This is a genomic window from Oceanobacillus sp. CAU 1775, from assembly GCF_054482815.1.
In genome coordinates this window covers 559,275-574,073 of record NZ_JBTLRO010000001.1, presented here as the reverse complement: position 1 = coordinate 574,073, position 14,799 = coordinate 559,275, and the positions used below count along the sequence as shown (strand labels likewise).

Genomic DNA, 14,799 nt, shown 5'->3' with positions numbered 1-14,799 from the left:
ATACTTCACTTTGTTTTCAAGAATAGTGTCATCTTTTGTTCGTACATTTCTATGATATACTGAAAAATGAGTAGGTGACAGAAATGAATATTGAAAAAGCAATGACAGAAATGCATGGGATGCTGATTAAGATTATGGATAAACTTGATGAGCATAGTAGGATGCATGAAGAGCACAGTAGAATGCTTAAAGAGCACACAATCCAACTAAAAGAACATAGTCAAATCTTAAACGCACTCAGCACTGGACAAGAGTATTTAAAAGCTGAATTTGACGGGATGAAAGTTTCAACAGCAAAAGAAATTGGTAGTGTGAAGGAAGATAACGAGACCCTTTCCATAAACCAAGAATTATTACGGAATGAAGCATGGACAAACAAAGTAGATATTGAACGTATTAAGAAAACGATGGGAATGAGCTAAAATAACCCTCTATTATAATTCCTCTGTCGTCTTCTTAAAATTAAACCTTCGTTAAAAACTTAAAGCAGCGTAGATTCCACGTCTACACTGCTTTTTTCTGTTTTAACTCTTAACGACCTTATGAAAACATCAAATCGACAATTCGATCAATATGAATTTCTGTTGTATTTAATTGTGGAATATCTAGATCATTTTCTTTAATAATCATCGGTAGCTCTGTACATCCCAAAATAACTGCCCCGACATTATCTCTTTCTACCATCTCATGAATAATTTCCAAATAACGTTTTTTCGTTACTTCGTTCACAATACCTTTTTCGAGTTCCGCAACTATTTTTTCATGGATATAATGTTGTTCTTCTTCTCTTGGAACAACTAATTCTATACCGGCTTTAGTAAAAGGCTTCTTGAAAAAGTCATTTTCCATCGTGAATTTTGTTCCAATTAAAGCAATTTTATCGAGGTTTAGATCTTTTGCTTTTTCTAATGTTTCTTCGACGATGCTATAGATAGGAATCTCCACTTGAGCCTGCACTTTATCGAAAACAATATGTGGGGTGTTTGCTGAAATAACTGCAAAGTCCGCTCCAACTTTTTCAAGAGGTTTTATGGCATCAACTAAATAATTTGTAAGTCCATCAAGGTCATCATTCTCAATAAACGCAAAAATTTGGTACATATTAATACTGTTAATGAAAAATTCTGGAAGTACTTCTTGATCACCGATTCTATCCTGGAATTTGGAAATAATTTTTTGATAATATTCTACTGTTGACTCTGGACCTAATCCACCAACCATACCAAATTTTTTCATATGATCTCCCCTTCTCCATGTTAGATTGCTTTTAGTAACAACCGCTTCAACAGTGGCGCAAAATGATCGGCTAGCTCTGAAACGGAAGGAACCATCAGTTTTTCTTTGCCATAAATATTTTCCATAATAACATCTTCTCGCTCTCCAATTTCCCCATCGGCCAAAAACATGCCTATGACATCAATACCTTTCTTTCTAGCTTCTGAAACTGCTAGATGGGTATCAATAATCCCGTTTTGTTCATAACCACTCGCAGCAGGCTCACCATCAGAAAACACGAGTAGAAATTTATGTTTTTCTCGTCTTGCTTCTAAGTCATGAGTAGCAACACGAATGCTAAAACCATCACGGTTATCTTCTTCAGGTGCTAGCTGCATTATTTTCGCTCCGTTATTTTGATAAAGTGAATCTGTATGAGAATGAATCACGTGAAAATAATTCGGTTGGTAACCTTCTTTCACTTGATTCGCATCTTCCCAAAATCCGTGAATCGCATGAGGTATTTTTAACGCTTTAAGCACTTCATGAAAAAGAATAACAACTTTCTTTGTTTCTTCCATTTTATTTACCATGGATGCCGAGCAATCAATAAGCAAAGTAAAAACAGCATCTACTTCTGGTGACTCTTGGTTTTTCTTATAGAATATCCGTTGTGAATTTTCAATGACAAGTGGCAGTAATTTCTTTGACAAACGCCCGACTAGTAAGTCACTGCGCGGACTATTCTTCTTGTGTTCAATTGTTTTTTCAATAACTGTACGCAGCTTTCTTTCGAGATGCTCCACTTCTAAAGCGATTTGATGGTAAAGCTGTTCCTCTAGGGCTGATGGTTTTTCGGCTTCTTTTAATAGGAGCACAGCGTCAGCATTCTCTTCGCCATAAACACTTTCAGACCCTTGCTTTTCTTTGCCTTCTTGTTTCTTGTCTAGTGCCTCTAATCGTGAGTAATCCTTCTTCTCACTTTCGCCTGAAGCCCCTTGAATCGATGCTAGCGCTTGGTCTGCGTCCTCCGTCTCCCGAGCCCCACCACCAAGCATACTTGATTTAGAGCCTTGCTCCAGTTCAAATTGAAGAAAATTTTGTTTGCGATCTTCATTTTTATTTTCTCTATGCCATGTGGAAAACTTCTCATCAAAGTATTCACTTTTCTCTTTATCCACTTCAGAAATATCATCATTTGCTAATTCATCTGTACGTGTAAGTTCATCAAATAATGTATTTTGCGTGTATGTTTCTAATGATCCAATTGGAAAAATAAAATACTCATTTAGCGAGTCTTTATATTTTTTATCTAAGCGAAAAACCACTTGCTCACAAATATCTGCGATTTCTGTCGTCGAACTTCCTTCGTAAGCGCTATATAATAACTGTCTCAATTTATCCAATTCATGGAGCTGTTCAGAGTTTGCTCGAGGAAAACTTGGGTCCGGCTGATCTGATTGAAGCAAAATGTAAATCATACAAAATAATTCATCAAGCGCGAAACCTCGCATTGCATTCGTTGCCAGTTGTTGAGAGAAATATTGGAAATAGTAATTTTTTCGTATTTGAAAATGTTCTTTCGTTCCAGGTCGCTCCTGTTTAATTAACTCCTCCAAACGGATATCTTCAAGCAATGCAAATAATTGTCCTGCAAATTTTGGCAAACTCGTCTCGTGAATGGAATCAAGATAGTTTTGCATCGGAGCGATTTTGGAATACTTTAAGGTGCCGATTGCACGTAAGAAAAGATCTGTCTTCAATCCAGCTTCTTTTGTGTCGTCGTCAAGTTTTTCCCAAAGTCTACTTGCTGTTACTTTATTCGCTTGGAGGTCAATTGCTGCTCCATAGCCATATTCAAAATTCAAGTCAGCATTTTCTGCAAACACAGTCGTCATATCTTGTAATTGTATAAAAATTCTCGTATCTACAACGGATTCATGGAAACGCACCATATTTTTGCCTCCCTTTTGAAAGCTGATGTGCTTTTAAAATAATGTGTTCGCTAGATTTTTCACGAATTCTCTTTCACGTTCTTCATCCAGTTTGTCAACGATGGAACGCAAGATTGCGCGCTTCGGTGGAATCAACACACTCAAATCACAAGCATCTAACAAAGCTCTGATTGATGCAGCTTCTTCTGGTAACTTCCCTTGAAAGACCGCTGTAATTAAATCCGTGGAAAGCTTCACGAATAACTTAATCATTGTTTCGTCCTTGAGGTTGGTAGTTGTGCGAATTAATTCCGTGAGCTGCTCCCCTTCAATATATGGAACATCAATAACAATAAAACGATTTTTCAGTGCTTCGTTTAGAGGCACAGTACCGATATATCCTTCATTGATTGCTGCAATCACACCAAATCCATTTTCAGCTGTGATAATTTCATTTGTAAAGGGGTTCGTGACGGTACGACGGTAGTCAAGCACACCATTTATCAATGGCAACGTTTCAGGCTTAGCCATATTTACTTCATCGATATATAAAAAAGTGCCAGCTTTCATCGCCTTTGTAACTGGCCCTGGGATAAACTCAATTATTTGCTTGTTGCCTTCATATGCAAGGGTTTTGAATCCGAGCAAACTTTCTGCATCTAGATCTACTGAACAGTTCACGCTAAACATTGGTTGCTGAAATAGCTCAGACAATGTCTCAGCGAATCTTGTCTTCCCTGCACCGGTTGGGCCTTTGAGTAATATATTTTTTCCTAATGATAATGCAGTAATCGCGTCTATTAATAACTCAATTGATGGAGGAATATAGCCACCAGGACGAATTAGGTTTTTATATTCACTTGGTTGTTGGCGTTGATTTTTTTCTAGTTCAAGTTGTATGTTTTCAGGTAATTGATTTATTAGATTCATTTTAAAAACTCCTTCCTCGTATAGTGTAACTTAAGTTGTGGAGAAGGAAAAATGATGTGGTTGGATGTGGAGGCTCGATGTTCGTGAGTCGAGCGAATCGAGGGCTAACAATCACCGAAGGAAGTTTATCGACTCGTAAATTCCGAAACGAAGAATAGCGACCGTTAAAAGAAAGATACTGGCTTGTAAATTTCGAAGCGAGGAATAGCGACCGATAAAAGTAGGATATCGGCTCATAAATATCGAGGCGGGGAATAGCGACCAATAAAATTATCGGTGGAACGAATTTGAGTTGGGAAGTTACAGGTGGAGCGAATTGGAGACCATTATGATTGTGGACGGTAAAAAACTCATGTAGTATATAATACAAGTTAAAGTATATGAAGAAAGAAATATCTCTATCTCAAGATTTCAGAATTGAAAGTGAATAAAACTAGCTACATAGTTTTAAATATAAAATACAATAGGAGGAATTTATCATGGCTTCAATTACATTCGGTCAAGAACCAGTTACATTATTAGGTACGGAGGTAAAGGTTGGAGATACGGCACCTAACTTTACTGTACTATCCAATGATTTAAAAGAAGTAACATTGGAAGATTACAAAGGGAAAGTTAAATTGATTGCAGCAGTGCCGTCGATTGACACAGGGGTATGCTCAGATGAAACACTTCGCTTTAATCAAGAAGCTGACTCCCTTCCTAACACACAGGTTTTAACTATTAGTATGGATCTACCTTTCGCGCAACGTCGTTGGTGTGCAGCAAATGGTGTGAAGAACTTAGACACATTATCTGACCATCGTGATGCAAGTTTTGGTGAAAGTTATGGTGCATTAATTAAAGAGAATCGTCTATTAGCGAGATCTATCTTCGTTGTTGATGCTGACGATAAAGTTGTCTATGTAGAATACGTAAGTGAAGCAACCGACCACCCTGATTACGAAAAAGCACTTGAAGCAGCAAGAAAAGCTTAAATCTTCTAGATAAAACCACATGAACGACGTTGAAAGTGACGTCTCATGTGGTTTCTTTTTTATGCTGATCTTCTTGAAGAAAAAATACCAACAAACAATTTCCCGCCTGTTGGTAATTACACTCTACATCAATTCTTCTTCTCCAGCTTTTTCCTGTAGCTCATTATAATACTGTACGCTAGTCATAGCGCCTTCATCGACCATCTTTGCGTCATCTGTCGCGCCTACCGCTCCTGGTCTTCCTAACTTTTTCACATATTCACTGTTGTCTTTACCAACGATTTTTTCAATCTGACCTCTTAACTTATCTCGATTTTCTTCCTTAGATAAGTATACGGCTCCCATTGCAGCTCCTGCAGCTGCGCCAGCAATACCAATTGTTTTCGTAAGTTTACCCATTCGATCTCATCCCTTCTAAAAAGTGATTAGACTCTTTCCCTTTATTATACCATCTTTACTCTACTTATTTAAATTTTCTGTTTATAAAATAGTTAAAAAAAGGGATAACGCATGATTATCCCTTTTCTAAGACTTATTTATCAGTGTTCATATATTCCAAAGTTGCTGCTCCTAATACTTTCGCTGCAACTAAAAGAGATTTTTCATCAATATCAAATTTTGGATGATGATGTGGATAGGAATGTTCTACGCCAAGCTTTTCAGCACCAACAAACAAAAAGCTTCCTTTCACTTTTTCTAAGTAGTACGCATAATCTTCTGCACCCATCTCTGGTGTAATTTCACGAACTGCTGTCACATCTGGAACTGTTTCTGCTAGTTTTGTAATGAATTTCGTTTCTTCCTCGTGATTCACCACTGCTGGGTAGCCGCGATTATAGATCAACTTCCCTTCGGCACCATATAATTGGCAACTCGCATTGACGACATTTTCCATTTCTTTTTCAATAAAGTCTCTTACATCATCATTATATGTGCGAACCGTACCTTTTAAAGTAGCCGTGTCAGCAATAATATTATTGGCATTAATTGCCTCAAATGTTCCTACCGTAATAACTGCAGGCTCTAGTGGATCAATTTTTCGACTAATAATTTGTTGGAGATTACCAACTAGTTCACTACCAATTACGATACTATCCTTTGTTTGATGCGGGTAGGCGCCATGCCCACCTTCTCCTTGGATTTTTATTTCAAAGAAATCCGCTGCTGCATACATTGGTCCAATGCTATAGGTTACCTCGCCAACAGGAGTCTGTGCTTGTAAATGAACACCAAAAATAACGTCCACTCCATCAAGACAGCCGTCCTCAATCATTGATTTTGCACCGCCTGGGATGACTTCTTCTGCATGCTGGTGAATAAACACGACAGTCCCAGCAAGGTCAGCCTTCATGCTATTCAACGCTTTCGCTAAACCGAGTAAAGTTGCAGTGTGCCCATCATGACCGCAAGCATGCATCACACCATCTACTTTTGAACGAAATGGGACATCTGTTTCCTCCTGAATTGGTAGTGCATCAAAATCCGCACGAAGCGCAACTGTTGGACCTGGTTTGTCACCTTTTAAATAAGCAACAACCCCGTTCCCACCAACATTTCTTCTGACTTCATGTCCTAAGTGCTCTTGGTATTCAGCAATATATTTCGCCGTATATGTTTCTTGAAAAGATAATTCCGGATTTTCATGAAGATGACGTCTAATTTTAACAATTTCATCGTAAAGCTCGTCAAGTGTTGTATATAATTTTTCCAATGCATTTCCCCCTATATTAACTAAATTTTTACACAATTTATACTTTTTATTTTAAAGATAATTCCTAGCTCTGTCAATCTGCAGGACGCAAGGATGAGCAACTTCAACTAACGGTATTTACTGGTTCACCATCAAGGAATTTTTTTAGATTATGCACGGCAATATCCAGTAGACGTGTTCTCGCTTCCAATGTCGCCCAAGCAATATGTGGAGTGATGATACAATTCTTCGCTGTGAGTAGTGGGTTACTAGTTTCAATTGGTTCTTTGGAAACGACATCAACAGCTGCTCCAGCAACCTTTCCGCTATTTAGTGCGTCAGCCAGATCTTGTTCTTGAATAAGTTGCCCACGTGCGTTATTGATAATAATGACTCCGTCTTTCATTTTTCCAATAGAATCTTTATTTATCATGCCTTCATTTTCATCTGTAAGTGGACAATGTAAAACAACTACATCTGATTTCTCATAAAGCTCATCAAGTGTTGCGTATTTTACTGTCTCTGTTTCGATAACTTTTTCTCGTGTTCGATTATGGGCTAGTATTTTCATTCCAAAGCTTTCAGCAATTCTTGCGGTTGTTTGGCCGATGCGACCGTAACCGATGATTCCCATTGTTTTACCTGAAAGCTCCATTAATGGGTGGTTCCAAAAGCAAAAATCTTCACTGTTTGTCCACTGCCCGTTCTTTACCGCTTGATTATGGCTGCCAACTCGGTTTGTCAGCTCGAGTAGTAAAGCGATCGCTCCTTGAGCAACTGTTTCTGAGCCATAATCAGGGATATTTGTAACAACGATGTTTCTTGCTTTCGCAGCTTCCATATCGACAACATTATAGCCTGTCGCAAGTACACCTATGTATTTCAGCTCTGGAAGTTTATTGATTATCTCAGCTGTAAGTGGTGTCTTATTCGTTATAACAATTTCAGCTTCCTTTGCACATTCGATAATCAACTCACTATCGGCGGCAGATAAAGACGTCCGATCAAAAATTTCAAAGTTAGCTAGATTTTTAAATGGCGTCCAATCTAAGTCGCCTGGATTTAATGTATAGCCGTCCAAAATTACTGCTTTTTGCACTTTGTAAGCTCCTCCTTTATCGTGAATGTTCTTATGATACCGTAATGATTTTGACGATATTTATTCATTTTATTGCTCAAGGCTTTCTATATCCCATTTCCAATAACCACTTTAGTTTCACAAAACTTAATATGACTTTCAATCGTCCTTATAATCGTTTTTTCATCTTTTCCTTTTACAGCTTCGTAAAGGTCTACATGTCTTTCGTAATGCAAGTCTTTTTGGTCTTCATGATAATGATGGGTTTCTGCTAGGAAGGAACGAATTTGAACGAGTAAAGTATAGTAAATATCGATAATCCGTGAATTATTGCATTGATTAATTAAATACCAATGAAAGTCTCTATCAACATTAAATGCTTCAAACCAATCATTTTGATCAATACTTTGTTTTAATCGCTCTAATATGTATTCAAGTTCGCGTTCATTTTCTTCTGTTAAATTTTTAGACGCTTGAATCAATGCTGGTCCTTCCAGTAAAAGTCTTATTTCCTGAACTTCTTGAGCATCTTTCTTTGTAAACTTGTTTACGTAACTTCCTTTCTGGTTCTTTGTAATAATCAACTTCTCCAACTCTAGTATTTTTAGTGATTCTCTTAATGCATTTCTGCTGATGCCATATTGACTAGTCAATTCTATCTCAAGAATTCTTTCCCCAGGTACGAGTTCTTTTTTCCAAATACTGTGAGCAATTTCGATTGCAATTGCTTCGCTTAGAGATTGGTGATTTATCCTACTCGTTAGCATCATTTAAACTCCTTCTTCCAACATATTTTGCATGCCAGCACTTATAATTGCTAATTTTAAGATATTACTGATAAAACATATTGTCAAACGACTGTATCTGATTTTTTATGACATAGAGTGAGAGATTCCTGTATGATAGAGGGTAAATAATAGATTAAGACTAAATTCAGTGATTGGAGGAGATATTCATGCGAATCTATTTTTCTATCATTATGCTATTCGTGCTTTTCTCTCCCTCAGTAATTTCTGCTGAACCGATTCAATTAGAAAGAACGGAATATATTCACTTTAATACACCAATAATTGACACACATGTAGATACGATGATGGAAGTTATTGATGAGTCAACCTGGCTACCTCAAACAGACATTGGGACAGAAACAAACTTTCATTTTGATTTAGAAAAGGCCAAGCTTGGTGGAGTAAACGTTCCATTCCTAGCTGCTTATACATCTGGATTCTATGAAAATACACCTCGTTCCATCAGTCGTACACTTGCAATGCTCAACGGTGTACATTGGACCCTTGAACAAAATACAAGTGAAATGGAAATTGCGACTTCATTAAATTCTTTAAAAGAGATTACCCGGAACGATAAAGTTGCCGCTTTTTCTTCTATTGAAGGAGCATATGCTTTGAACGAAGAAAATGCCGTTGAGCTCACCGAACAATTTTATGATATAGGTGTGAGAATGATTGGTTTCACTTGGAATTATTCGAATACCTTGGGCGAAGGAGCAAATCGTGTATATGGAAATACCGAGCAAACACCATCTGAAGGTGGCCTAACGGAACTTGGAGAAAATGTTGTAAGAAAAATGAACGAACTTGGCATGATTGTTGATGTTTCGCATATGGCGAGAGAAACCTTCTGGGATGTTTTGGAAATAAGTGAAGCTCCCATAATTGCTTCGCATTCTGGAGTGAATGCTTTGAAGGAGCATCAGCGCAATTTAACAGATGAACAGTTACTAGCACTTAAAGAAAATCGTGGTGTCATTAGTATTGTTTTCTATCCAGCTTTTTTAACGGATCACTCAACTGGTTATGTTAGCGATATCGTTGACCATATTGACTATGTCGTTGATTTAATAGGAATTGATTATGTCGGAATTGGCTCAGATTACGATGGAGCGTCGATGCCTGAGGATTTACAAAACGTTTCTGACTTCCCTAAGATAATTGAAGAGTTAGCGTTTAGAGGCTATACAAAACAAGAAATAGAGCAGATTCTTGGCGGAAATGTTTTACGTTTATTAGAGGAAGTCGAAGCAGCTGGAGTAAAGCCTGACTCAAGCACGACATCCATTTATCCTGCGATCGAAATGGGAGAAGCAATATCTGATAGAAATCCATTGTTGGCTGCTGAAGTTAAAGGGAAAAATATTGATAACAGTGCCTTTAACATTATTGTCGATGGGATTAGATATGAAGCTGATTATGAGGAGGAATCCGCAGTATTTTCATTGGCGGTTCCCGAGAGCTTAGAAGAGAAATTTCATATTGTAACCTTTGAAGTGGCAAGTGAAGATGGTGCTGTGAATAGAGAAACTAGAATATTTTATATCAGTGAATAGGAAGCTTTAGTAGTACTTAATAAAGAGAATGTCTACCTGCTAATAATTTGGCTCTGTGAAAGCATATTGTTGAGATTCATCCCTCAGTAAATAAGAAGGCTAAATTGAGCTTCGGAAATATATGAAGACTCCTGCGCAAAGCGAAGTATATTTCCGAAGAGTTGTTGTACTCATAACAACATTCCACTTTAACAGAGCCATTTATATTCTAATATTTTAAAGAGACATGTAGACTCCCTGCGATTAAATCCTTTATCTCTTCCGTTTTATTTTCATGAAAAAGCTGAACTATCTTACTGCCGACAATAACCCCATCACAACTCTCGCTCAAAGCTTGTGCTTGCTCTTTCGTTGACACACCAAACCCAGCTAGCACTGGAACTTTACTATAAGTTTTAAGTTGAGATAAATAATGAAGCACCTGTTTATCGTGCTCTGACCTTTCTCCTGTCGTTCCATTTACAGCCACAGCATAGAGAAATCCTTCCGAACGTTCAGCAAGCTTCATGAGACGTTCCTTTGGACTTGTCATTGCAGCTAAACGAATAAAGGCAATCTTTTCATGAGCTAAGGCCTCGGCAATTATCTCCTCTTCTTCCATGGGTAAATCGGGGATGATTACTCCGTCTACTCCAGCTGCTTCGCATTTTTCCGAAAATTCATTCACACCATAGGCTAAAATTGGATTTAAATATGTCATGATTACAATCGGGATGGGCCGACTTTCTTTTGTCTCTTCAAGTGTTTTTAGCACCTTTTCTAAAGTCGTACCATTTTCCAGAGCACGCAGACCGGCTACTTGAATTGTTGGCCCATCTGCGACTGGATCAGAAAATGGAATTCCAATTTCAAGCGTTGCTGCTCCACAACTAGCTAAAAAGTTAATCCGTTCTGGTAAAAGATCCAAGCCACCGTCTCCAGCCATGATAAAAGGAGAGAATATCTTTTCATCTCTATTTACTTTCTCTAGTAAACTACTTTCCAATCTTTCCTTTCCCATTATAGCTCCCCTCCAATTAAGCGTTTTACCTGTTCTACATCTTTATCTCCCCTGCCAGAGAGACATACAACAATCGATTCATCTTTATTCATTTCTTTTGCTAATTTCATCGCATAGGCGATTGCATGAGAACTTTCCAGTGCAGGAATGATTCCCTCAGTTTTTGATAAATACTGAAAAGCTTCTAGCGCCTCTCCATCTTCAATTGATGTATAGGTTACGCGGTTTGTTTCCTTTAGATGACTATGCTCTGGTCCAACTCCTGGATAATCAAGTCCTGCTGAAATAGAAAACGCTTCTTTAATTTGACCATCTTGATCTTGTAAAAGATGTGTCATTGTTCCGTGTAAAACACCTACAGTTCCGGATGTTAAGGTTGCAGCATGTTTATTTGATTCTAGCCCGGCTCCTCCTGCCTCTACACCTATAAGCGCAACTTCCTCTTCCTCAATAAACGGATAAAACATCCCCATTGCATTACTACCTCCACCAACACAAGCGATGATCGCATCAGGAAGGTTACCAACTGCTTTCAATATTTGTTCTTTTGTTTCCAACCCAATTACTGATTGAAAATCTCGTACAATTCTTGGAAATGGATGCGGACCAACGACAGATCCAATGATATAGTGCGTATCCTCTACGTGATTTACCCAATAGCGCAAGGCTTCGTTTACGGCATCTTTTAATGTCCCACTTCCTTGTGAAACACTGCGGACTTCTGCTCCAAGTAGCTCCATTCGGAAGACGTTTAGCTTTTGTCGTTTTATATCTTCTTCACCCATAAAAACAATACAATCCAAGCCGAGTAATGCGCAGACTGTTGCAGTTGCCACACCATGTTGTCCCGCACCTGTTTCAGCAACGACTTTTTTCTTCCCCATTCTTACCGTTAACAATGCCTGGCCAATCGTATTGTTAATTTTATGTGCCCCTGTATGATTCAGGTCTTCACGTTTTAAATATATTTTTGCACCACCGATTTTTTTCGTTAATTGTTCTACAAAATATAAAGGTGTTTCTCTTCCTACATAGTTTTTCAAATAATAGTCGACATCTTTTAAAAAATCCGCGTCCTGTATTGCTTTCTCATAAGCTTCTTCCAACTCTAAAACCGCTGGCATCAATAACTCTGGAATAAATCTCCCTCCAAAGTCTCCAAATCTTCCTCTTTTATCTGGCATTGTGTAGGTTGTCATTTTCTCCATCCTCCCCTTGTTTTGCGTTCTTTAAAAATTGTTGGATTTTTGAAAGACTCTTTTCTCCATTTATCTCCACTCCACTGGACACATCGACCGCTAATGGTCTGACTTCTTCAATTGCTAATGCTACATTTTCTGGTGTTAACCCTCCAGCTAGTATTAATTTATTGTGATTTAAATTAAGTTCTTCAAAAATGGTCCAATCATACGTTTTACCTGTCCCACCTCTTTGTTTTTTACTTGGTGTATCGATAAGGTAAAAATCACAAGGGTAAGATTGCATTTCTAACACTCGCTCTTTCTGTGCTGGGAAAGCTTTAATTATCTCATAAGGTAGGGAAGTTGCAGTCTCGTGTGACTCGTCACCATGTAGCTGAATCACATCTAATCCTACTTGTTCTGCAATAGCAATCATATTTTCAACCGTCTCATTTACAAAAACGCCTACCTTTTTAACTGTATTAGGTGTTGCTCTAGAAATCTTTGTTGCAGCTTCAGGTGTTATTCTTCTTTTACTTTTGGCAAAAACAAAACCGATAAAATCTGCTCCCTCTAGCACAGCGACTTCTGCAGCTTCAAATGTTTGAATCCCACAAATTTTAACAAGCATTTATTTAGCATCCTTTTGCAATAAAGGGATCTGCAGTGCTTTAAATGTTTTCTGTAGATTCTCAGTTTGCATCAAGCTTTCACCGACGAGAATCCCTACCGCTCCCGCAGCTGTTACTTTTTCTACATCTTCTTTCTTCTTGATGCCACTTTCACTAATTAAAATTATATTTTTGCTATCTACCATACTTGCAAGCTGCTCCGTCGTATTTAAGTTGACTTGGAATGTTTTTAAATCGCGATTATTGATTCCGATTATCTCTGGTTTTATTTTAAGTGCACGATGCATCTCCTCTTCGTTATGAACTTCTATTAAAACTTCTAGGCCAAGCTCCTGCGTGTAATTGTTTAAAAGGTTAAGTTGTTCATCTGACAATGCAGCAACAATTAATAAAATAATGTTTGCTCCCGCTGCATTTGCATGATCAATTTGCATGGTATCGATAATAAAGTCTTTACATAAAATTGGGAGATTACTAGTTTTTCTCACAGCACTTAAATCTTCAAAGGAACCTTTGAAAAAATGGCCATCTGTTAATACAGAGATTGCCGCTGCACCGTTTTGTTCATAATTCCTTGCTTGCTCTGCAGGGTCGATGTCAAGATTAATAGCACCTTTGGATGGGGAGGCTCGTTTTATCTCTGAAATAATATTCACATGCTTTGCTGAAGCTACAATACTTTTAAATGTTGGTACGTCTTTTTTCTCGGTAGTCATTAATGGTTTATGAATTAACTGAACAAGTTCTTTCTTCTTTTCAGCTAAAATTTTATCTAGGATCGTCATTTAATACACCTCACTTTTCACTTTTTTACTACTTGTAATTAAGCCTTCTAATTTTTTAAGAGCTGCTCCTGATACGATACTTTCACGAGCAAGATGAATTCCTTCCTCGATGCTATTCACAAGTCCACTCGCATAGATCCCTAGACCACTATTTAACAGAACCGTATCAAAATAGGCGCCACGCTTTCCATTCAAAACAGAAAGTAGAATTTCAGCATTTTCTTTGGAATTCCCTCCACGAATTGCGTCTTGCGGATACATTGCTAAACCGACTTCTTCGGGGTGCACTTGAAACGGGCTAGTCTCTCCATTTTCAAGGATAATCAACTCATTCAAGCCAGCAAGTGATGCTTCATCCATTGCATTTGCCCCAGTAACAATGACCGCTCGCCTTCTACCTAGTCTTTGGAGGGTTGAGGCAACCTTTGGCAGTAAATCTTTTTGGTAAACACCGATAAGCTGTGTATCTAAATCAACTGGATTTGTTAAAGGACCGATAATATTAAAGATGGTTGGAACGCCGAGATTTTTACGTACAATTGAAAATGGTTTTAATCCTTGATGAACATGAGGAGCATAGAGAAATGCTATTTTATTTTCGAGTAACATCTCTTCCATATGTTCTTGTGAAGATGTGAGTGAGACACCAAGCTGCTCTAACACGTCAGCACTTCCTACTTTGCTTGAGATGCTGCGGTTACCATGTTTTGCAACTGTAAGACCTGCCCCAGCCATAACAAATGCTGATGTCGTACTAATATTAAAGCTGTTCGATCTGTCGCCTCCTGTCCCACAGTTATCTATCGCACCAGCTACTCGGTGGAAATGGAATGTAGATTTTTCACGGATCACTTCTACTAATCCAGCAATCTCGTCTGCAGTTTCTCCTTTTATCTGAAGAGCAGTAAGTAGGGCTGCAATTTCTGATTCTGTGGCATGCTCAGTGAAACAATAAGAAGCAGCTTCCTTCATTTCTTCTAAGGACAAATCTTCCATTTGAATCAACTTTTCAAGATATTTCTTCATTTTTGGT

15 protein-coding genes are annotated in these 14,799 nt (G+C 38.0%); 3 read left to right on the top strand and 12 right to left on the bottom strand.

The genetic code is table 11. From position 1 onward, the window contains the following. Nucleotides 1–83: 83 nt before the first annotated feature. Entirely contained in the window at nucleotides 84–422 is a 339-nt protein-coding gene (locus ACXYMZ_RS02735) for a hypothetical protein (protein ID WP_458946820.1), read from the top strand. Between the two features lie 118 nt (nucleotides 423–540). On the opposite strand, the gene ACXYMZ_RS02730 is transcribed toward ACXYMZ_RS02735, so the two are convergent. The 3 genes from ACXYMZ_RS02730 to ACXYMZ_RS02720 are packed head-to-tail and all read right to left on the bottom strand — an operon-like array spanning nucleotide 541 to nucleotide 4,079. After that, nucleotides 541–1,236 carry an aspartate/glutamate racemase family protein gene (locus ACXYMZ_RS02730; protein ID WP_458946819.1) on the bottom strand — a complete coding sequence of 232 codons (696 nt, stop codon included), beginning with the start codon at nucleotides 1,234–1,236 and terminating at the stop codon, nucleotides 541–543. Between the two features lie 20 nt (nucleotides 1,237–1,256). Beyond that, nucleotides 1,257–3,170: a vWA domain-containing protein gene (locus ACXYMZ_RS02725; protein WP_458946818.1), complete on the bottom strand. Its 1,914-nt coding sequence runs from the start codon at nucleotides 3,168–3,170 to the stop codon at nucleotides 1,257–1,259. A 33-nt stretch (nucleotides 3,171–3,203) separates the two neighbouring features. After that, nucleotides 3,204–4,079, bottom strand: a complete 876-nt coding sequence (locus tag ACXYMZ_RS02720) for an ATP-binding protein (RefSeq protein ID WP_458946817.1) — start codon at nucleotides 4,077–4,079, stop codon at nucleotides 3,204–3,206. Between the two features lie 479 nt (nucleotides 4,080–4,558). Here ACXYMZ_RS02720 and tpx point away from each other — a divergent pair, with 479 nt between their 5' ends. Next, nucleotides 4,559–5,056 carry a thiol peroxidase gene (tpx, locus tag ACXYMZ_RS02715; RefSeq protein WP_458946816.1) on the top strand — a complete coding sequence of 166 codons (498 nt, stop codon included), beginning with the start codon at nucleotides 4,559–4,561 and terminating at the stop codon, nucleotides 5,054–5,056. Nucleotides 5,057–5,179: 123 nt separating this feature from the next. Here the strand turns inward: tpx and ACXYMZ_RS02710 are convergent, their stop codons facing one another. The 4 genes from ACXYMZ_RS02710 to ACXYMZ_RS02695 all read right to left on the bottom strand — a co-directional run bounded on the left by ACXYMZ_RS02710 (nucleotide 5,180) and on the right by ACXYMZ_RS02695 (nucleotide 8,591). After that, entirely contained in the window at nucleotides 5,180–5,455 is a 276-nt protein-coding gene (locus ACXYMZ_RS02710; RefSeq protein ID WP_458946815.1) for a hypothetical protein, read from the bottom strand. A 133-nt stretch (nucleotides 5,456–5,588) separates the two neighbouring features. Then, on the bottom strand, nucleotides 5,589–6,767 hold the full coding sequence (locus ACXYMZ_RS02705; protein WP_458946814.1) for a M20 metallopeptidase family protein: 1,179 nt from the start codon (nucleotides 6,765–6,767) through the stop codon (nucleotides 5,589–5,591). Nucleotides 6,768–6,870: 103 nt separating this feature from the next. Further along, nucleotides 6,871–7,845 carry a D-2-hydroxyacid dehydrogenase gene (locus ACXYMZ_RS02700; RefSeq protein WP_458946813.1) on the bottom strand — a complete coding sequence of 325 codons (975 nt, stop codon included), beginning with the start codon at nucleotides 7,843–7,845 and terminating at the stop codon, nucleotides 6,871–6,873. Between the two features lie 86 nt (nucleotides 7,846–7,931). Then, nucleotides 7,932–8,591, bottom strand: coding sequence for a GntR family transcriptional regulator (locus ACXYMZ_RS02695; RefSeq protein ID WP_458946812.1), 660 nt, complete (start codon nucleotides 8,589–8,591; stop codon nucleotides 7,932–7,934). Nucleotides 8,592–8,779: 188 nt separating this feature from the next. Here ACXYMZ_RS02695 and ACXYMZ_RS02690 point away from each other — a divergent pair, with 188 nt between their 5' ends. Beyond that, a complete protein-coding gene (locus ACXYMZ_RS02690) occupies nucleotides 8,780–10,168 on the top strand; it encodes a dipeptidase (protein WP_458946811.1) in 1,389 nt (462 codons plus the stop codon). A 208-nt stretch (nucleotides 10,169–10,376) separates the two neighbouring features. On the opposite strand, the gene trpA is transcribed toward ACXYMZ_RS02690, so the two are convergent. The 5 genes from trpA to trpD are packed head-to-tail and all read right to left on the bottom strand — an operon-like array spanning nucleotide 10,377 to nucleotide 14,792. Then, nucleotides 10,377–11,168 (bottom strand): tryptophan synthase subunit alpha, encoded by a 792-nt coding sequence (gene trpA, locus ACXYMZ_RS02685; RefSeq protein ID WP_458946810.1) that lies wholly within the window; start codon nucleotides 11,166–11,168, stop codon nucleotides 10,377–10,379. Then, nucleotides 11,168–12,367: a tryptophan synthase subunit beta gene (gene trpB, locus ACXYMZ_RS02680; RefSeq protein WP_458946809.1), complete on the bottom strand. Its 1,200-nt coding sequence runs from the start codon at nucleotides 12,365–12,367 to the stop codon at nucleotides 11,168–11,170. The genes trpA and trpB overlap by 1 nt, the downstream gene beginning before the upstream one ends. Next, the gene (locus ACXYMZ_RS02675; RefSeq protein WP_458946808.1) at nucleotides 12,342–12,980 is read right to left on the bottom strand and encodes a phosphoribosylanthranilate isomerase; all 639 of its coding nucleotides are present in this window, start codon (nucleotides 12,978–12,980) and stop codon (nucleotides 12,342–12,344) included. The genes trpB and ACXYMZ_RS02675 overlap by 26 nt, the downstream gene beginning before the upstream one ends. Beyond that, nucleotides 12,981–13,766 carry an indole-3-glycerol phosphate synthase TrpC gene (gene trpC / locus ACXYMZ_RS02670; RefSeq protein WP_458946807.1) on the bottom strand — a complete coding sequence of 262 codons (786 nt, stop codon included), beginning with the start codon at nucleotides 13,764–13,766 and terminating at the stop codon, nucleotides 12,981–12,983. Then, nucleotides 13,767–14,792 (bottom strand): anthranilate phosphoribosyltransferase, encoded by a 1,026-nt coding sequence (gene trpD, locus ACXYMZ_RS02665; protein ID WP_458946806.1) that lies wholly within the window; start codon nucleotides 14,790–14,792, stop codon nucleotides 13,767–13,769. Between the last annotated feature and the right edge of the window lie 7 nt (nucleotides 14,793–14,799).